This is a genomic window from Nocardia sp. NPDC050712 (genome assembly GCF_040654295.1).
GTDB lineage: Bacteria > Actinomycetota > Actinomycetes > Mycobacteriales > Mycobacteriaceae > Nocardia.
The window spans coordinates 448,905-467,413 of the sequence record NZ_JBFAHT010000001.1 but is presented as its reverse complement, the minus strand read 5'-3'; the positions used below and the strand labels follow the sequence as shown (position 1 = coordinate 467,413).

Sequence of the window (18,509 nt, the reverse complement as noted above, 5' to 3'; positions counted from 1 at the left end):
ACTAGACGGAAACCGTCTCGCGACGGGTGATCCGCTTACGGCCGGCCTGCAGCGCGGTCCGCAGACCGGTGCGCTTGCCGGTGGCCGGATCGATCGTCGCCGTGCCGCCGAAACCCTTCTCCGACTTGGTCTCCGGGGCATCGTCGGTGCCGCGGCGCAGGTACTTGTTGGGCAGCGACAGCTTCATGATGGTGCGCCAGGACTTGAAGTACTGCACCGGCAGCGAACCGGTGGTGTAGGGCAGGTCGTACTTGTCGCACATCGCCCGCACCCGGACCCCGATCCCGGCCAGGTGGTTGGACGGCAGGTCCGGGAAGAGGTGGTGCTCGATCTGGTGGCTCAGGTTGCCCGTCATGAAGTGCAGGACCTTGCCGCCGGAGATGTTGGCGCTGCCCAGCATCTGACGCAGGTACCACTCGCCCTGCGACTCGGTCAGCACGTCACCCTTGGTGAACTTCTCGGCGCCGTCGGGGAAGTGGCCGCAGAAGATGACCGCGTTGGTCCACACATTGCGGATGACGTTGGCCGCGAAGTTGGCGCTCAGCGTGCCGAGGAACGCAGGGCCGGTGAGCAGCGGGAAGATCAGGTAGTCCTTGGCGGCCTGCTTGCCGATCTTCTTCAGGACCAGCTTGCGGTCCGCCTCGAACTGGATGCGCTCGGGGCTGCCGGGCGCCCACTTCTTCTTGGCGATCTTGCCGAGCTCCAAATGCTGGATGGCGACGCCGTATTCGAAGAACATCTGCAGCAGCAGGTTGTACACCGGCTGGCCGAGGTAGAACGGCGACCACCGCTGATCGCGGGTGACGCGCAACAGGCCGTAGCCGATGTCGTCGTCCATGCCGAGCACGTTGGTGTACTTGTGGTGCAGGAAGTTATGGGTGATCTTCCAGTGCTCGGACGGGCCGGCGTTGTCCCATTCCCAGTTGCTGGAGTGGATTTCCGGATCGTTCATCCAGTCCCACTGGCCGTGCATGACGTTGTGGCCGATCTCCATGTTCTCGATGATCTTGGCCGTGCCGAGCAGCGCGGTGCCCGCGAGCCAGGCCGGCGGGAACAGACTGAAGAACAGCACACCGCGGCCACTGATTTCCAAGGCGCGCTGGAGCCGAATTACGTTGCGGATGTAGCGGGCATCGCTTTCACCGCGCGCGGACTCGACCTCACGGCGAATGGCATCGAGTTCGGCCCCGATAGCTTCGACATCCTCCGGCGTGAGGTGTGCGTATTCCTTGACATCCGAGATCGCCATACTGGTTACAGTACCGTAAGTTACGTAACCGTAGGTTGTGAGATTCGACGTGGAAGTGTGGCAAATCCCGCATTGAAAACGTGATGCGGAGATGCTAAGCCGTTAGCCGAAACGGCGTGTCGCCTTCGCCCAGAACGGCTTGTGCCGCAACGTTTCCTGCTCGTGGCGGGCCCGCTCCTGCAAGGCCACACCGGCTTCGCGCAGCACCTGCTTTTCCTGGCGCGCCTTTTCCCGCAGCGCCCGCTTGGCCTCGCGCAGCACTTCCTTCTCGTGCTCGGCTTTCGCCTTCAGCACGAGCTTCGCCTCCTGCATCGCCGAGCGCAGACCGTAGCGCTGCCCGGTCGCCGGATCGACCGGAATGATGTGGGTCTCGTGCCAGGTTTCCTGCATCTGCGCCGCGGTCGGCAGCGTCGGCAGGCTGATGCCCGCGAACTTGCGCTCCGAGGACGTCTCGGGGGCGTCGTCGGCGGTGCGCTTGAGGAACTTGTCCGGCAGCGCGAGCTTGTGGATGGTGCGGAAGGCGAGCAGGTACTGCTTGCCCAGCGAACCGGTGGTGTAGGGCAGGTCGTACTTGTCGCACAGTTCGCGCACCTTCACCGCGACCTCGGCGTACCGATTGCTCGGCAGATCCGGGAAGAGGTGGTGCTCGATCTGGTAGCAGAGGTTGCCGCTCATGAACGCCATCGCGGGCCCGGCCTTGAAGTTGGCGCTGCCCAGCATCTGGCGCAGATACCATTCGCCGCTGGTCTCACCGTCGAGCTGCTCGACGGTGAACTTCTCGGCGCCGTCGGGGAAGTGGCCGCAGAAGATGACCGCGTAGGCCCACAGGTTGCGCATCAGGTTCGCGGTGGCGTTGGCCTTGAGCGTCGACTTCCAGGCCGGACCGGTGAGCGCCGGGTAGACCACGAAATCCTTGGCGACCTGGCGGCTCGCCTTGCGGGCGAACTCCTTGTTCGGCTCGGAGTTCCACTTGCGCGGCGCACCGGAGAGTTCCTTCTCGGCGTCCCAGTCGTGCAGGGCGATGCCCCACTCGAAGGTGGCGGCCAGGATCAGGTTGGCGAAGGGCTGCACCAGATGCACCGGGCGCCAGGCCTCGTCGCGCGTCATCCGCAGGATGCCGAAGCCGAGGTCCTCGTCCTTGCCGAGCACGTTGGTGTAGGTGTGATGCGAGTAATTGTGTGCGCGCCGCCACTGCGAGGACGGACCCGTCTGATCCCACTCCCAATTGGTGGAGTGGATCTCCGGATCGTTCATCCAATCCCATTGCCCGTGGCTGATGTTGTGCCCGAGCTCCATGTTCTCGACGATCTTGGCGACCGAGAGCAGCGCGGTGCCGGTGAGCCAGGCCCACCGGTTGCGGCTGCCGAAAAGAATGGCGCGCGCGGCCACTTCCAGGCCACGCTGGGCGGCGATGGTGCGCCGGATGTATTTCGCGTCGCGCTCGCCACGCGACAGCTCTACCGACCGCCGGATGGCATCGAGCTCTTGGCCCAGCATCTCGATATCGGCTTCGGTGAGGTGCGCGAAAGCCTTGATGTCGGTGATTGCCACCCGGGTCCCTTCGTCGGCTCGAACTCAGCTCGAGCTTACCTGTGTCCACCCTCCCCGCGGCGGTGCCGCCAACCCCCTGCCGCTGGGTGATACCCCGGCCGCGCCGTTTCTACCAGCGTTGTTCGCTCAGATGTCGAGCGTGCAATCACCGGCGGCGGCAGAAATGCAAGTCTGCACTTTGTCACCCTCGCGCTTTTCGTCACCGTTGCGCAAGTCCCGCGCGTGGCCGGAACTCAATGTGAGCACACAGGTTTGGCAGATACCCATCCGGCAGCCGAACGGCATCTGAACCCCGGCCGACTCGCCCGCCTCGAGCAGACTGGTCGCCCCATCGACTTCGATGCTGCGGTCCGTCTTGGCGAAGGTGACCGTGCCGCCCTCGCCGACCGCCGAGCGCTCCACCTCGAAGCGCTCCACGTGCAACTTGTCGGCCAGGCCCGCGTCGCGCCAGTGCTGCTCGATCTCGTCGAGCATCGCCGCCGGGCCGCAGGCCCAGGTCTCGCGATCGCGCCAGTCGGGGAAGCGCTCGTCCAGATCGGTCAGCTTGAACTTGCCGTTCTCACCGGTCAGATGCAGATGCGTGCTGAAGCTGGGATGCCGGTCGTGCAGCGCGCGCAGTTCGTGGCCGAACATGACGTCGGCGGCGGTGCGCGCGGAATGCAGGTGCACCACATCGGTGACGCGCTCACGCCGATCCATGCCGCGCAGCATCGACATCACCGGGGTGATCCCGCTGCCCGCGGTGAGGAACAACACCTTCTCCGGCGGCGGGGACGACATGACGAAACCGCCCTGCGGCGCCTGCAAGCGGATGATCGCGCCCGGCCTCACGCCGGAGACCAGGTGGCTGGACAGGAAGCCCTCGGGCATCGCCTTCACCGCGATGGAGATGACGCGCTTGCCGCCGTGGCCCGGCTCGGACCAATTCGGCGGGCAGGTCAGCGAATAGGAACGCCAGTGCCAGCGGCCCTCGACCAGGATGCCGATGCCGATGTACTGGCCCGGCTGGTACCTGAAGTCGAAACCCCAGCCCGGCTTGATCACCAGGGTCGCCGAATCCGAGGTCTCCTTGCGGACCTCGACCACACGGCCACGCAGTTCACGCGCCGACCACAGCGGGTTGGCCAGGTGCAGGTAATCGTCGGGCAGCAACGGTGTGGTGACCCGGGCGACAGCCCCGCGCAAGACGTTCAGCCGGCCGCCGCGCTCGGCGACATTCGCGGCCGGCGCCTCCAGCCATTCACGCACATTCTTGAAGACCATCGGTGCCGTATATCTCCTGTGTCTGATGGGCAGCTCGCAAGACTGGCTCCCTGCGTGGCTGCTTCGACAGCAAGGTTACGGCATCGTAGGTTAGCGTGTCCTGCCCGGGCTCAGAGCAGGTCGAGCAGAAACGGCAGTTCCTGAGCCGCATACCAGGCGAGTTGGTGGTCCTCGGCGTCGCCGAGCACGAATTCGGCATCGGTGTCGCCCATGTCAGCGGCATCGATCACATCGACGGCCTTGGCCACCTGCGGTTCGGCCTCGGCCAGGTCGACATGCACCGAGGCGATCTGGTTGTAGCTCACCGGGCCGGCCAGCTTCACCACCGCGTCGTCCAGGTCGGGCCGATGCCGGGCGCCGGGGACATCGGCGGCGATGACCGCGCGCCGGTAGATCGGGCGACCCGGCGCGTCCGCGCCCGCCGCGGACTCCGCGGCGTCCTCGCTCTCCCCTGCCAGCAACCGCAGCGAGGCCCGCGCCGCCTCCATCATCGCCACCTCGGCCAGTTCCTCGTCGTCGCCGGAGGCATAGGCCTCCCGCAGCGCCGGGGTGACCGCGAACGCGGTCGCGCCCAGCGGGAAGATCTCGCGGTCGGCGACCAAGGCGCGCAGCATCGGCACCGTGGCGGGAATGTAGACGCGCATCTTCTCCTCAGACACAGGCACCGAGCATCTCCTCCATGGATTCGTGTACCGCGGTGGCCAGCACGCCGATGTCGGCCATCGCGTCGCGATCGGCGGTGAGTCCGTAGTAGACCCGCCCGTCGTAGGACGTGATCCCGATACTCGAGGCCTGATTGCGCAGCAGCGGCGACACCGGATACATCTCCAGCATCCGCGCGCCGCCGATGAACATCGGCGTCTGCGGACCCGGCGCGTTGGTGATCACCAGATTGAACGTGTGCTCTGCGAAAGTACTCGCCGCGCGCACACTCATGGCATGAAGGCTCGCCGGTGCGAATCCGGCCATGTGCACCAGGGTGCGCGCCCGCACTCCGCGCCGGTGCTTGCCGTCGGCCTCGGTGGCATGCGCGATGTGGGACAGCCGCATCACCGGATTGGGCTCGCCGACCGGCAGATCGATGAGAAAAGACGACACCTCGCTGGCCGGTTTCAGCTCGTCGGCGCCCTCCACGTAGACCGACATCGGCACCACCGCGCGCACCGTCGCGGACTCGGTGAGCGCCGCACCGCGCGAGAGCAGCCAATTACGCAAAGCCCCCGTGACAACCGCGAGGATGGCGTCGTTGATCGAGCAGTCGAAGCGCTTGCGGATGGTGCGGTAGTCCTCCAGGTCGGTGCGCACCACATCGAAGCGGCGGTTGCGGGAGGTCTTGGCGTTGAGCGGGCTGTCGGGCGCGCCGGTGGTGGCCGCGCGCACCGCGGAGACCACCGAGTCCACGGCCTTGCCCGCTGCGGCGACCATCGCGAACGCGTCGGCGCTGGCGCCGCGCACCACCTCGAGCGCCGCCTGCGGCTGCGCGGCCAGGTGGGTCAGCGCACCCAGCAGCAGTTCGGTGTCGCTCGGCTCGCGCGGCGCCACCCAGGCGTCGTCGGCCAGACCGCGCGGCGCGGCGCTCACATCCAGGATGACGTGCCCGATCTCGAGCGCGCTGTCCCCGTCGACCAGGGCGGAATGGGTCTTGGTGAAGATCGCGGACCGGCCGCCGGACAGCCCTTCGATCAGATACATCTCCCACAGCGGGCGGGTCTGATCCAGCGGGCGCGAGGCCAGCCGCGCCACCAGATCGTGCAGCTGTTCGTCGGTGCCCGGATGCGGCAGCGCGGAACGCCGGATGTGATAGGTGACATCGAATCGGCTGTCCTCCACCCACACCGGGCGGCCCAGCGCGAACGGGATCTCGCGCACCTTGCGGCGATAGCGCGGCACCAGCGCCAAGCGGCCCTCGACCAGGTCGACCAGGCGCTCGTAGTCCATCCCCCGCTGCTCGCCGGTGTTCTGGACGATCGCGAGCGAACCGATGTGGATCGGATTGCTACTGGATTCCCACCGGAAAAAAGACGCGTCCTGCGGCGTCAACCTCGTGATCACGCTGCCCGCTACTCCTTGCGTATAACTGGCCGAACGACTGCCGTCTGCCGATCATGCTGCCCCATAACGGCTTTCGCTCACCCGGAGTGAGGTCTGCGAGCTGCGCTGCCCCCGCCGCCTTCGACACGGCGGACGCGTTCCATCGTAAGCGACGCGCGTGCTCCGGCTCGGCTACGGTGAGAGAGGAAAGCCGCCGCATTCGCGACGGACCCGGGGCGAGGAGTTCGCCGCTGGTCCGACCGTTTCGAGCACCTGCAAGCAATAGCCGGCGCGCGGTGCCTACCATGGGTCCGGCATTACCATGGAGCGTGCTGCGGACCCGCCAGGTAAACAGGCGGGCGCGTGGGGGCCGACATATGACACACCGACCAGAGGACTGACGAGACCCGTGCCTGCGCTGACACTGACGAGGTTGCTACGGATTGGTGAGGGCCGCACGGTCAAGCGCCTCGCTCATCTCGCCGACGAGGTAATCGCGCTCGGGCCGGACATCGAGACGCTCACCGACGCCGAGCTGCGCGCCAAGACCGACGAGTTCAAGCAGCGCTACGCCGACGGTGAATCCCTGGACGAGTTGCTGCTCGAGGCGTTCGCCGTGGCCCGCGAGGCGTCCTGGCGCGTGCTGAACCAGAAGCACTACAAGGTCCAGCTCATGGGCGGCGCCGCGCTGCACCTCGGCAACATCTCCGAGATGAAGACCGGTGAGGGCAAGACCCTGACCTGTGTGCTCCCGGCCTACCTCAACGCGCTCTCCGGCGAAGGCGTGCACGTCGTCACGGTCAACGACTACCTGGCCAAGCGCGACGCCGAGTGGATGGGCCGCGTGCACCGCTTCCTCGGCCTCGAGGTCGACGTCATCCTCGGCGGCATGAACCCGGCCCAGCGCCGCGTCGCCTACGCCGCCGACATCACCTACGGCACGAACAACGAGTTCGGCTTCGACTACCTGCGCGACAACATGACCCACTCGCTGGACGATCTGGTGCAGCGCGGGCACAACTTCGCCGTGGTCGACGAGGTCGACTCCATCCTCATCGACGAGGCGCGCACCCCGCTCATCATCTCGGGCCCGGCCGACGCCTCCTCCAAGTGGTACGCCGAGTTCGCGCGCATCGCGCCGCTGCTGAAGAAGGACCTGCACTACGAGGTCGACATCAAGAAGCGCACCATCGGCGTGCACGAGGCCGGCGTGGAATTCGTCGAGGATCAGCTCGGCATCGACAACCTCTACGAGGCCGCGAACTCGCCGCTGGTCAGCTACCTGAACAACTCCATCAAGGCCAAGGAGCTGTTCCAGAAGGACAAGGACTACATCGTCCGCGACGGCGAGGTCATCATCGTCGACGAGTTCACCGGGCGCATCCTGGTCGGCCGCCGCTACAACGAGGGCATGCACCAGGCGATCGAGGCCAAGGAGAAGGTCGAGATCCAGCCGGAGAACCAGACGCTGGCCACCATCACGCTGCAGAACTACTTCCGCCTCTACGACAAGCTGTCCGGCATGACCGGTACGGCCGAAACCGAAGCGGCCGAGCTGCATTCGATCTACGGCCTCGGCGTGGTCCCGATCCCGACCAACAAGCCGATGATCCGCGCGGACCAGTCCGACCTGATCTACAAGACCGAAGAGGCCAAGTTCGCCGCCGTGGTCGACGACTGCACCGAGCGGCACGAGAACGGCCAGCCGGTGCTGATCGGCACCACCTCGGTGGAGCGCTCGGAGTACCTGTCCAAGCAGTTCACCAAGCGCGGCATCCCGCACAACGTGCTGAACGCGAAGTTCCACGAGAAGGAAGCCGAGATCATCGCCGAGGCCGGCCGGCCCGGCGCGGTCACCGTCGCCACCAATATGGCCGGCCGCGGTACCGACATCGTGCTCGGCGGCAACCCCGACATCATCGCCGACATCCTGCTGCGCAAGCAGGGCCTGGACCCGGTGGAAACCGCGGACGAGTACGAGGCCGCCTGGCATTCGGCACTCGAGCAGGTCAAGCAGCAGACCGAGGAAGACGCGGCGGCGGTGCGCGATGCCGGCGGCCTCTACGTGCTCGGCACCGAGCGGCACGAGTCCCGGCGTATCGACAACCAGCTGCGTGGTCGTTCCGGCCGCCAGGGCGACCCGGGCGAGTCCCGGTTCTACCTGTCGCTGGGTGACGAGCTGATGCGGCGCTTCAACGGCGCGGCGCTGGAGTCGATCATGACCCGGCTCAACCTGCCCGACGACGTGCCGATCGAGGCGAAGATGGTCTCCAAGGCCATCAAGAGCGCGCAGACCCAGGTCGAGCAGCAGAACTTCGAGATCCGCAAGAACGTCCTCAAGTACGACGAGGTGATGAACCAGCAGCGCACCATCATCTACGGCGAGCGCAACCGGATCCTGCGCGGCGAGGACATGGAGGGCCAGGTCCAGGAGATGATCACCGACGTGATCACCGCCTACGTGGCCGGCGCCACCGCCGAGGGCTACGTCGAGGACTGGGATCTGGACAAGCTGTGGACGGCGCTCAAGACGCTGTACCCGGTGAGCCTGGATTACAAGGATCTCAGCGGTGAGCAGGGTGTCGGCGAGGCCGGCGACCTGACCCGCGAGGAGCTCTCCGACGCGCTGCTCGACGACGCGCACACCGCCTACGACAAGCGCGAGCAGGAGATCGACGGCCTGGCCGGCGAGGGCTCCATGCGCAATCTCGAACGCCAGGTGCTGCTGTCGGTGCTGGACCGCAAGTGGCGCGAGCACCTCTACGAGATGGACTACCTCAAAGAGGGCATCGGCCTGCGCGCCATGGCGCAGCGCGACCCGCTGGTCGAGTACCAGCGCGAGGGCTTCGACATGTTCGCGGCGATGCTGGAGGGTCTGAAGGAGGAGTCGGTCGGCTTCCTGTTCAACCTCCAGGTCGAGGTGCAGCAGCCGCAGCCCGAGGGTGTCTCGGTCGATCCGGGCCTGCGTTCGCCGGTCGGCACCGCGCCGCGGCCGCTGCCCACCGATCAGGCGCCGCCCGCGGGCACCGCGGCCCCGGCCGCGTTGCGCGCCAAGGGCATCGACGAGCGCACCCAGCGCGGCCTGAGCTACTACGGTCCCGCCGAGGACGGCAACGCGACCGTGCACAGCGACGCCGAGGAGTACGGCGACGGTGACGGCGACAGCACCACGCGCCGGGAACGCCGCGAGGCCGCCCGCACGCAGAGCAAGCCCAAGCGCGCGCCGAAGGGCCGTCGCAAGCACTAGGCTCGAAACGACGAAGGCGCCCATGGTTTCCCATGGGCGCCTTCGTCGTTCTCAGACGCGTTCCAGCACCGCCGAGGCGCCGATGCCGCCGGCCGCGCAGATGCCGAGCAGCGCGGTGTTCTTACCGGTGCGTGCGAGTTCGTTGGCCATGGTGGTCACCATGCGGGCGCCGGTGGCACCGAAGGGGTGGCCCAGCGAGACCGAGCCGCCGTGCACGTTCAGCTTGTCGATATCGATCTCGCCGACCGCGGTGTCGCGGTCCAGCCGGGTCTTGGCCCAGTCGGTGCTGCCGAGCGCCCGCACGACCGAGAGGGTCTGGGCGGCGAAGGCCTCGTGGATGTCGACGAAATCGATGTCCGACAGCGCCATTCCGGCCTTGTCCAGGGCCCGCGGCATCGAGATGGCCGGGCCGATCAGGACCTGATCGGTCGGGTCGACGCTGACGTAGCTCCAGGAGCGGAACGCGGCCAGCGGGTGGTAGCCGAGCTCGCGCGCCTTCTCCTCGCTCATCAGCAGGACGGCCGAGGCGCCGTCGGTGAGCGGGCTGGCGTTGCCGGCGGTGACGGTGCCGTCCTTGGCGAACACCGGCTTCAGCTTGGCCAGCTTGGCCTCGCTGCTGTCCGCGCGCACCAGGCCGTCGCGCTCGATGTCGAGGCCCTCGGGGGTGCGCACCCGCAGCACCTCATCGGCGAAGCGGCCGGAATCGATGGCGGCCGCGGCGCGCTGATGCGAGCGGGCGGCGAAGGCGTCCTGTTCGGCGCGGGTGACGCCGTGGATGCGGGCCATCTTCTCGGCCGACTCACCCATCACCTCGCCGGTGGTGCGCTCGGCGATCTTGGGGCGGGTCGGGAGGATGTCGGTGAACGGCGCCAGCTGCGCGGCCGCGGACAGGTAGTCCTTGACCTTCGGCTTGCCCAGCGCCAGTGGCGCACCGGCGTGCACCAGCTTCTGCGGGAGCTTGACCTCGGCGTTGCTGGTGGAATCGCTGCCGCCGGCGATCATGATGTCGTACTCGCCGCGCTCGATGGCGGCGGCCGCCGAGGTGACGGCCTGTAGCCCGGAGGCGCAGGCGCGGGTGACGGTGTAACCCTCACATCCCGCGTCCAGTTGGAGATCGAGGGCGATCTCGCGCGCGATGTTCGGCGCGGCGCTGGGCAGGATAACCCCGCCCCAGACGATGGCCTGGACCTGCGCGCCCGGCAGGCCGGTGCGCTCGAGCAGCCCGCGCACGGCGGCATCGGCGAGGGCGATGGAGTCCATGCGGGTGTAATCGGTGAACGCGCGCAGGAACGGGGTGCGCGCGCCGGAGACGATCACCGCACGGCGAGCAGCTTTGGTAGCCATGGGAATTCCCTTCGAGAGACCTGTCCCCCATAAACTTACTCTGAAGTAAGTTTCAGGTCTACGGGCAGCCCGAAGCGGCCTCCCCGCACCCCGCCGGGCAGGGAGGCCCGCGCGCGGATGCAACCCAAAAGGGCTCAGCGATCCCCTCCAGAAGCCGCTGAGCCCGGTTCCGCCCGCGCGCCGTTGCGCGGACAGACCTGGACGCCGATTCCGGCAACGCCCCTGCTCGCCCCGGAATCGACTCCTGGAGAACCACTTAGGCCGACGTCGCACACTCGGCGTGGAAGAACAGTAGCAATATTTCTATGATCTTTTCAAATGCTTTCTATAAACTTGTCTTCAAATGACGGGGGGACCTAGCATGAAGACCACTATGCAAAGCATGTCGGAGCTGTCGCGGCAGAAGCGCTTCGGCCGGATCATCAAGGAACGCCGGGATGAACTCGGCCTGACCCAGATGCAGATCGGCGACCTCGGTGGCCCGTCCGCCCCGACCATCCGCAAGATCGAGGACGGCACCGCCGCCACCACCACGCACACCCTGAACAAACTGGATGTGCCGCTGCGCTGGCTGCCGGGCAGCGCCGCCCGCACCTACGCGGGCGGGGCGCCGACCCCGCGCGAAACCGCGCCCGAGGTCGGCGAGGAGTCGGTCGTGTCCGGGCCGGATTCGATCCGCTTCGACATCTCCGATCTGACCGGACTGCTCGCCTCGGCGGGCCGGCTCAACGACGCGGTCGAGCACACCGGCGTCACCGAGCCCGCGGTGCTCGCGGCCGTCGGGGAGATGAACGGCGTCGTGTCCCGGCTTTCGGCGCGCTACGCGACGATGATGCTGGAGCGCAACGGCGGCCCGGGGCGCGATCTGCACCCACTGGTCGCCATGGCCTTCTCCCATCTGCTGGAGATCCCGGCCGAGGTCAGCGACCCGGACGAGGTGCGCGAACGGCGCTATCGGCGCTGGCTCGCGGGCCGTTCGGCGGATCTGGACGCGGCCACCGAAGCACGTTTCCACGCTCGATGGGTAGCGGCGAACGCCCACGGGATGGAAAGGTAGGCAAGCGATGACCGAGGACCGTCCGCGACTAACGCTGAGCCGCAAGATCAACCGCCTGTTCGCGACCATGCATCCGCGTTCCGCACCGGAGCGCACTACCGGCGCGGTCGCCGAACAGGTCAGCAAGGCGCTGCTGCGCACCATCCCCGCCGAACATCTGGAGCGGCTGCGCGACGGCGTGTTCGACGACTACGACACAGCCACCGTCGGCACCGACGTGCTGGCCGCGCTGGCGCACTGCTTCGGCGTGAAACCCGACTATCTGACCACCACGGGCCCGGTGGCCTCCGCCATCGACCGGGAACTCGAACTGCTCGCGACCATGCGCGATGCGAACGTGGCCAGCATCGCGCTGCGCGGCTCCGACGTGGATCCGGCGCGGCTGACAGCTGTCATCCAGAGCACCGAGGCAGTGTCTGGGTCAAAAACTCGGTAGCATCTGTACCGGCATCGGGGCGGGATCGCAGAACTGCTGTAGGAGAACGCGTCGCGCGCGTCTGCTCGCAGGACGCTCGAAAGGTTCAGCATGGCGGGTTTGGACGACCGGTTCCGGGAGGTTTCCCGAGACGTACCGATACCCCACCCTTGGAATCTGCATATCTATCTCGACGCCGTGGCGGAGTACCGCGGGCGCGAGATCACCCTGCATCCGGTGGACACCGCGGTGCTGGCCGGTAGTGGCTGCGGCACCGGCAGCGGGCTGTGGATCGCCAAGCGCGACAGCGACGTCATCGTCTACGGCGCGGACACCACGCAGTGGCATGCCGAGCACATCATCGCCCACGAGCTCGGGCACATGCTGCTGGGCCACGGCCCGGAGAGCACCGAGCCCGAAGCCGCGCCCTCGATCGCGGCGATCACCGAATTGCTGCCCTCGATCTCGGCGGAATCCATCACCCACGTGCTGGGCCGCACCGACTACGGCACGGCCCGCGAGCGGGACGCCGAATCCTTCGCGGACCTGGTGATGCTGGAGGCGATGCGGCCGCCGCGGCGCGAATCACTGCTGCACCGCACGTTTTTCCGCGGCCGCTGAGCCGCTGGGAACCTGAAGCACCCGGCCGGATCGGCTCCGGCCGGGTGAGCGGGACAACGCTTAAGCGAGCCGGATGAGGCCGTAGTCGAAAGCGTGGCGACGATAGACAACCGACGGTCGGTCGGTCTCTCGATCCTGGAACATGAAGAAATCGTGGCCGACGAGCTCCATCTGGTAGAGGGCATCGTCGACGGACATCGGGGTCGCGCTGTGCACCTTGGTACGCACGACCTGACCCGGCCCGGTGGGCTCGTACTCGCCGGACTCCGGCGCCTTCTCGGCGCGTTCGATCGGATGATCGTGTGCGGAGGAACCATTCGAGCGCGTGAACAGCGCCTCGTCGATCAGGTCGGCCGTGGCCTCGGCGACGGAGACGGGCGTCTTCTCGCCGTAGTGCACCTTGCGCCGGTCCTTGGTGCGGCGCAGCCGGCTCTCCAGTTTGTCGGTCACCGATTCGAGTGCGGCGTAGAAGCTGTCGGCGCAGGCCTCGGCCCGGACGATCGGGCCCTTACCGCGCGCGGTGATCTCGACGCGCTGACACGCCTTGCGCTGGCGCCGGTTTCGTTCGTGAAACAGCTCTACGTCGAAGATGAAGATCGACGGATCGAAGCGTTCGAGTCGGGAAAGCTTTTCCGCGACATAGATTCGGAAATGATCTGGCACCTCGACGTTGCGGCCCTTGACCACTACGTCCGCGCTGGGGGCCTTGGGGCGCTCCGCAGCGGGTGGGTTTTCCGTGGATTCGAGAACGGCGCCGTTGAGCACCGCGGGTTCAGCATCTCGCACTGAAGGTCGTGAAGAAGTCGTCACGCGTACCTCCCGGATCTGGCCGCACCTGTTTGAATCAAGTACGGCGGGTTTTAGCCGTGCCGAGCAGTGGCTGATTCCATGGTTCGCGGAAGAATCGCGCGGAATCGCGCGGCACGAGGATTGTCCGAGGCGTCACCTCCAAACTCCCGGATCGGGTGTGTGTCCGCGACGCTAGTACGACATCTGCGAGTGCGCCACTGTTCACGCAAATTTCCGGGAGTCAAGCAGTACATGTCACCAAAACCGCCCGGGCGGGGATACCCGCCGCGGCGAGCGCACCGACCGACTCCCGGGCCGTGGCACCGGTGGTCAGCACGTCGTCGACCAGCACTACCTCGGCTTTTGCCGCGAAGCCCGGCCCGGCCGCGCGGGCCGGCGGCACTGTGATCCGGCCGCGAAGATTGTGTTTTCGCTCATACGGTGTCAACCCCACCGAATCCCGGACACCCCACCACACCCGCAACAGGGGTGCCACCTGGCAATCGGGCAGCCACCGCGCGGCGGCCCGGGTCATCCGGATTACCGGGTCGCCACCGCGTTGCCGGGCCGCCGCGGCACGGCTCGGAGCGGGCACGAGCACCAACGTGTGACGCTCCGAACGCAGCCGCGTCAGCGCCGCCGCCAGGGCCTGCCCCAGCGGGTCCGCGAGATCACGGCGGCCGCGTTCCTTGGCGGCGAGCACGGCGCGGCGGGCCGGGCCGGAATACGGGCTCAGCGCCCAGCACGGGACACCGGGATCGGTCCGCGGCCACACCCGCACCGGCGGCCCCAGCGCGCCGGCGCACGCCGCGCACCAATCAGTCCCGGGACGGTCACACCCGGCGCAGGCGGACGGCAGGATCAGATCCAGCAGGGTCCTCATCGCCCGAGTCTGCGCCCGGGCACCGACAATCAGCCGGGGAGCACCGGTACCGCGCTGGACCCCAGGCCGGGGACCTCGCGCCAATACGGTTCGCCGCCATCGGGATTACTCGTCAGCTCCAGCACCGCGCGGGAATCGGCCACGTACTGATGCTGCGGCGACGCGCTCACCGAACGCACCGGCGGGGTCAGGTTCTGGCTGATCTGCGAGGTCAGCTGCGAGCCGTCGATCGAGACGGTGCTCACCGGATCGATATTGCCCTCGCGGGCGATCATGATGGTGTCGGCGGTCAGCCAGCTCAGCGACACCGCGCGGGTGCTGAGCCCGACCGCGATCGCCAACGGCGAAGTGAGCGCGTAGGTCCCGTTGGCGCGGCGTTCGACCACGGCGACGTAGACCTTGCCGTCGGCGATCAGCGCCGCCCGCACGCCGGTCCGGGAGACGCGCAACTCGGTGATCGGCAGGCGCAGCATCGGATCGTCCTGGGCCGCCTTCACCGCGGAGATGTCGACCTCCTGCGGCGACACCGTGCCCGTGGCCCGGTCGTTGACCGCGCGGATCACCTTCTCCCCGTCGATCACCACCCAGGCCGCGCTGCCGTCGGCACTCCAGGACGGCCGGCTGATGCTGCCGCCCTCCGCGATCGGGAAGGCGCTGCCGCCGTAACTGCCGACCATCAGGGTGCGCTGCGGTTCGGGCGCCGGGCGCCCCGAATCCGATACCGCGGCGACGAATTGGCCGTCCGGCGAGACCGCCGCCGACTGCAGGTTGTTCACGGTGCCGAAGTACCCGGGCGCGTTGAGTACCCCGGTCTCGGTGACCTGGGCCAGCGCACCGCCGCGCAGGGCGTGCAGGCCGATCCGGTTCTGGCTCTGCACCGCCGGGCTGAGCTGCTGCACGTCGGCGACCGACCAGCCGGTGGCGGCGAAGCGCTCGTCGAGCGGTTTGCCGTCGGCCAGCAGCATGTAGGGGCCGAGCACCTCGGCGCCCGCCAGCGTGAGCACCACCTGCCCGGCCAGCAGTTCGCGGTCCCGCGGGCTCAGGTTCGCGGCGCCCGCGAAATCTATGCGCACGCCGCCAAGTCCGACTCCGACCTCGTCCGGATCGCCGTTGGCCTTGGTGATGTCGCCGCGCAGCGCCACCGGCGGGGTGAGCTGGTTGCGGACCACCGGCGCGAGCGCGGGCTGGGTGCCCGAACCGATCAGCGTCAGCAGCCGGGCGGCCAGTTCGTTCTTGGGCGCGGCGATCCAGCGCAGGTCCGGGACCAGCGAACTGCCGCTCGGATCGACGAAGTACAGCGCGTAGCGCCGGTAGGACTTGGCGAAGGCCGCCTTGTCCATGACCACGCCGTCGGGCAGATCATCGATGCGCCACTGCCCGTCGACCTTGCTCATCTCGATCTTGTTTTCCAGCAGCTGGCCCTCGATGGCCCGGTAGGAGCCGTCGGCCGACAGCTCGGCCACCTTGCGCGCGCGGATCACGTAGGTGGCTTTGTCGGGCGTGCGGGACTCGCGCAGCGTGTCGGGGCGTTCGACGATGGTGGTGCTGGTCTCGTCGTCCCACGCGGTGGACGCCGCCGGGGTCATGTACTGGCGGGCGGCCAGGTGCCGGTTCGCGGGCTCGGCGGTGGCCTGCAGGAAATCGCGCAGCAGCAGGTCGGGGTCCCGATCGGCCGCGGGTTGCGGCGGCCCCTCGGTGGTGGGCTCGCGGTTGATCGTGCCCAGGGCCTGCGGCGAGGAGTTCTCGGGCAGGCTGGCGCACCCCGTGAGCGCCAGCAGCGCCGCCACGGCGCACACCGTGAACGCGGTCAGCCGGGACCTCCGCTGGGTAGCCACAGTCATCACTGTTTCTCTCCGGGTTCGGTGAGCACGCCGGGCTCCGGCGGCTGCGCACCGTCCGCGGGTCCGGTTGTCTCCGCGGCCGTCGAGTGGCCGTTCTTGGTGGGCTCCACGAGGTGGAACGGCTGGCTCGACACGTCCTCGGCGTTGTCGTCGGCGTCCAGCTCGACCGGCATCGACGGCTTGCGCAGCAGCGGCTCCAGCGGCAGCGGGCTCGGGCCGAGTTTGCGCCCGCGCACCAGCGGCAGGGTGAGCCGGAAGCTCGCGCCGACGCCGGGCTCGCCCCAGGCTTCCAGGCGGCCCTCGTGCAGGTTCGCGTCCTCGACGCTGATCGACAGGCCGAGACCGGTACCGCCGGAACGCCGCATCCGCGACGGGTCCGAACGCCAGAACCGGTTGAAGACCAGCTTCTCCTCGCCGGGGCGCAGGCCGATACCTTGATCGCGCACCACCACCGCGACGGCGTTGGCGTCGACATCGCCGCGCATCCGGATCAGCACCGGTTTGCCCTCGCTGTGATCGAGGGCGTTGGCGAGCAGATTGCGCAGCACGCGTTCCACGCGGCGCGGATCCACCTCCGCGACCAGCGGTTCCTCGGGCAGGTCGACGACGACCTCGACACCGGAGTCCTTGGCCAGGTGCCGGACGGTGGAGATGGCCGCCCGCGCGCACATCCGCAGGTCCAGCGATTCCACCTGCAACTCGGCCACACCGGCGTCGTGACGGCTGATCTCGAGCAGGTCGTTGAGCAGGCCCTCGAACCGGTCCAGCTCGGTGACCAGCAGTTCGGAGCTGCGCGCGAGCGCGGGATCGAGATCGTCGCTGCTGCCGTGGATCAGGTCCGCGGCCATGCGCACGGTGGTCAGCGGTGTGCGTAGTTCATGGCTGACATCGGAGGTGAACCGGCGCTGTAGATTGCCGAACTCCTCGAGCTGGGTGATCTGATTGGACAGACTCTCGGCCATCTCGTTGAACGCCTGCGCCAGCCGCGCCATGTCGTCCTCGCCGCGCACCAGCATGCGTTCCTTGAGGCGGCCGTCGGCGAAACGGCTCGCGATGCGCGCCGCGGACCGGATCGGCAGCACCACCTGGCGGGTGACCAGCGCGGTGATCGCGGCCAGCAGGACCAGCAGCACCAAACCGCCGATCATCATGGTGCCGCGCATCAGCGACAGGCTGCGTTCCTCGTTGGACAGCAGGAAGATCAGATAGATCTCGAGGGTCGGCACCTCGGCGCTCGGACTGCCGATGATCAGGGCGCGCCCGTCGTAGCCGTCGAGATTCGACACCATCGCGAACTGATAGCTGACCTGGTTGCGCTGCACGAACCGGCGCAGCTCCTCCGGGACCTCCTGAATCGGCCCGTTGAAGATCTGCTGCTGCGGCGCGCCGCCGACCATGGTCAGCGCGGACTCGAAACTGCCCGCCGCGCCGGAGGATCCGGTGCCGCCCGCCCGGTTGGACAGGGCGCTGCGGGCATCGGTCAGGCGCTGCTCCTGGGAGCCGGCATCGTGGGCGCCCACGAGTTGGGCTTCGACCGTGTTGCGGGCGCGATCCATCTCCTCGACCGCCGCGTTGATCTTCGCGTCCAGCAGGCGATCGGTGATCTGACTGGTCAGCACCACGCCCAGAATGGTGATGACGATCAGCGACAGCGTCAGCGTGGACACGATGACGCGCAGCTGCAACGAGCGGCGCCAGACGTGACCGAGGCCGGTCCCGACCTCCTTGAGCCAGGCCACCGCCGGGGCTAACGTGGCTTCGACGCGCGCGCCGAATCCCGGCGCCTCGGGCGACCGCTCCCCTCCCCTGTTTCCGTCGCCCGGGCGCTCCGGATCATCGATCACGGAGGTCCGGCCTTGTAGCCGACACCCCGAACCGTCAACACGATCTCCGGGTTTTCGGGATCCTTCTCGACCTTGGCGCGCAACCGCTGCACGTGCACGTTCACCAGGCGGGTATCGGCGGCATGCCGGTAACCCCAGACCTGCTCGAGCAGGACCTCACGGGTGAACACCTGACGCGGCTTGCGCGCCAGCGCGACCAGGAGGTCGAACTCCAGGGGCGTCAGCGAGATCTGCGCACCGCCGCGCGTCACCTTGTGCGCGGGCACGTCGATGACGATGTCGGCGATGGAGAGCAGCTCGGCCGGCTCCTCCTCGGTGCGGCGCAGCCGGGCCCGCACGCGGGCGACGAGCTCCTTCGGCTTGAACGGCTTGAC

The 18,509-nt window shown here is 67.9% G+C and carries 15 protein-coding genes; 4 read left to right on the top strand and 11 right to left on the bottom strand.

The features are described 5' to 3' along the window. Position 1 precedes the first annotated feature (1 nt). The 5 genes from AB0H76_RS02205 to AB0H76_RS02185 all read right to left on the bottom strand — a co-directional run bounded on the left by AB0H76_RS02205 (position 2) and on the right by AB0H76_RS02185 (position 6,115). Complete coding sequence (locus AB0H76_RS02205; protein ID WP_357316140.1) at positions 2-1,249, bottom strand: fatty acid desaturase; 1,248 nt, start codon at positions 1,247-1,249, stop codon at positions 2-4. A 102-nt stretch (positions 1,250-1,351) separates the two neighbouring features. Next, positions 1,352-2,800: a fatty acid desaturase gene (locus AB0H76_RS02200; protein WP_357316137.1), complete on the bottom strand. Its 1,449-nt coding sequence runs from the start codon at positions 2,798-2,800 to the stop codon at positions 1,352-1,354. A 126-nt stretch (positions 2,801-2,926) separates the two neighbouring features. Further along, complete coding sequence (locus AB0H76_RS02195; RefSeq protein WP_357316134.1) at positions 2,927-4,063, bottom strand: ferredoxin reductase; 1,137 nt, start codon at positions 4,061-4,063, stop codon at positions 2,927-2,929. A 110-nt stretch (positions 4,064-4,173) separates the two neighbouring features. Next, entirely contained in the window at positions 4,174-4,707 is a 534-nt protein-coding gene (locus AB0H76_RS02190; protein WP_357320320.1) for a hypothetical protein, read from the bottom strand. A gap of 7 nt (positions 4,708-4,714) precedes the next feature. Beyond that, complete coding sequence (locus tag AB0H76_RS02185) at positions 4,715-6,115, bottom strand: wax ester/triacylglycerol synthase family O-acyltransferase (protein ID WP_357316132.1); 1,401 nt, start codon at positions 6,113-6,115, stop codon at positions 4,715-4,717. Positions 6,116-6,503: 388 nt separating this feature from the next. Between AB0H76_RS02185 and secA the strand changes: the two genes are divergently transcribed. Further along, the gene (gene secA / locus AB0H76_RS02180) at positions 6,504-9,341 is read left to right on the top strand and encodes a preprotein translocase subunit SecA (RefSeq protein ID WP_357316130.1); all 2,838 of its coding nucleotides are present in this window, start codon (positions 6,504-6,506) and stop codon (positions 9,339-9,341) included. A gap of 51 nt (positions 9,342-9,392) precedes the next feature. Here the strand turns inward: secA and AB0H76_RS02175 are convergent, their stop codons facing one another. Further along, entirely contained in the window at positions 9,393-10,685 is a 1,293-nt protein-coding gene (locus AB0H76_RS02175) for an acetyl-CoA C-acyltransferase (protein ID WP_357316127.1), read from the bottom strand. A 382-nt stretch (positions 10,686-11,067) separates the two neighbouring features. Between AB0H76_RS02175 and AB0H76_RS02170 the strand changes: the two genes are divergently transcribed. The 3 genes from AB0H76_RS02170 (at position 11,068) to AB0H76_RS02160 (ending at position 12,778) form a co-directional block, all read left to right on the top strand. Beyond that, a complete protein-coding gene (locus tag AB0H76_RS02170) occupies positions 11,068-11,742 on the top strand; it encodes a helix-turn-helix transcriptional regulator (protein WP_357316124.1) in 675 nt (224 codons plus the stop codon). Positions 11,743-11,749: 7 nt separating this feature from the next. Further along, complete coding sequence (locus tag AB0H76_RS02165; protein WP_357316122.1) at positions 11,750-12,178, top strand: hypothetical protein; 429 nt, start codon at positions 11,750-11,752, stop codon at positions 12,176-12,178. 90 nt (positions 12,179-12,268) lie between these two features. Beyond that, positions 12,269-12,778 carry a hypothetical protein gene (locus AB0H76_RS02160; RefSeq protein ID WP_357316119.1) on the top strand — a complete coding sequence of 170 codons (510 nt, stop codon included), beginning with the start codon at positions 12,269-12,271 and terminating at the stop codon, positions 12,776-12,778. A 60-nt stretch (positions 12,779-12,838) separates the two neighbouring features. On the opposite strand, the gene raiA is transcribed toward AB0H76_RS02160, so the two are convergent. The 5 genes from raiA to AB0H76_RS02135 form a co-directional block, all read right to left on the bottom strand. Beyond that, the gene (gene raiA, locus AB0H76_RS02155) at positions 12,839-13,465 is read right to left on the bottom strand and encodes a ribosome-associated translation inhibitor RaiA (protein WP_357320317.1); all 627 of its coding nucleotides are present in this window, start codon (positions 13,463-13,465) and stop codon (positions 12,839-12,841) included. 343 nt (positions 13,466-13,808) lie between these two features. Further along, positions 13,809-14,450, bottom strand: coding sequence for a ComF family protein (locus AB0H76_RS02150; protein WP_357316116.1), 642 nt, complete (start codon positions 14,448-14,450; stop codon positions 13,809-13,811). Between the two features lie 29 nt (positions 14,451-14,479). Next, positions 14,480-16,291 (bottom strand): MtrAB system accessory lipoprotein LpqB, encoded by a 1,812-nt coding sequence (gene lpqB, locus AB0H76_RS02145; protein ID WP_357316113.1) that lies wholly within the window; start codon positions 16,289-16,291, stop codon positions 14,480-14,482. Continuing rightward, positions 16,291-18,030 carry an MtrAB system histidine kinase MtrB gene (gene mtrB / locus AB0H76_RS02140; RefSeq protein ID WP_357320314.1) on the bottom strand — a complete coding sequence of 580 codons (1,740 nt, stop codon included), beginning with the start codon at positions 18,028-18,030 and terminating at the stop codon, positions 16,291-16,293. The genes lpqB and mtrB overlap by 1 nt, the downstream gene beginning before the upstream one ends. A 101-nt stretch (positions 18,031-18,131) precedes the next feature. Continuing rightward, positions 18,132-18,509, bottom strand: a 378-nt coding sequence (locus tag AB0H76_RS02135) for a response regulator transcription factor (RefSeq protein ID WP_357316111.1), incomplete at its 5' end; no start/stop codon positions are given.

Bases quoted from the DNA above. Each gene is read 5' to 3' on its own strand.
- AB0H76_RS02205 (WP_357316140.1), bottom strand. From the start codon at position 1,249: ATGGCGATCTCGGATGTCAAGGAATACGCACACCTCACGCCGGAGGAT.
- AB0H76_RS02195 (WP_357316134.1), bottom strand. From the start codon at position 4,063: ATGGTCTTCAAGAATGTGCGTGAATGGCTGGAGGCGCCGGCCGCGAAT.
- AB0H76_RS02190 (WP_357320320.1), bottom strand. From the start codon at position 4,707: ATGCGCGTCTACATTCCCGCCACGGTGCCGATGCTGCGCGCCTTGGTC.
- AB0H76_RS02175 (WP_357316127.1), bottom strand. From the start codon at position 10,685: ATGGCTACCAAAGCTGCTCGCCGTGCGGTGATCGTCTCCGGCGCGCGC.
- AB0H76_RS02170 (WP_357316124.1), top strand. From the start codon at position 11,068: ATGTCGGAGCTGTCGCGGCAGAAGCGCTTCGGCCGGATCATCAAGGAA.
- AB0H76_RS02165 (WP_357316122.1), top strand. From the start codon at position 11,750: ATGACCGAGGACCGTCCGCGACTAACGCTGAGCCGCAAGATCAACCGC.
- AB0H76_RS02160 (WP_357316119.1), top strand. From the start codon at position 12,269: ATGGCGGGTTTGGACGACCGGTTCCGGGAGGTTTCCCGAGACGTACCG.
- AB0H76_RS02150 (WP_357316116.1), bottom strand. From the start codon at position 14,450: ATGAGGACCCTGCTGGATCTGATCCTGCCGTCCGCCTGCGCCGGGTGT.
- lpqB (WP_357316113.1), bottom strand. From the start codon at position 16,291: ATGACTGTGGCTACCCAGCGGAGGTCCCGGCTGACCGCGTTCACGGTG.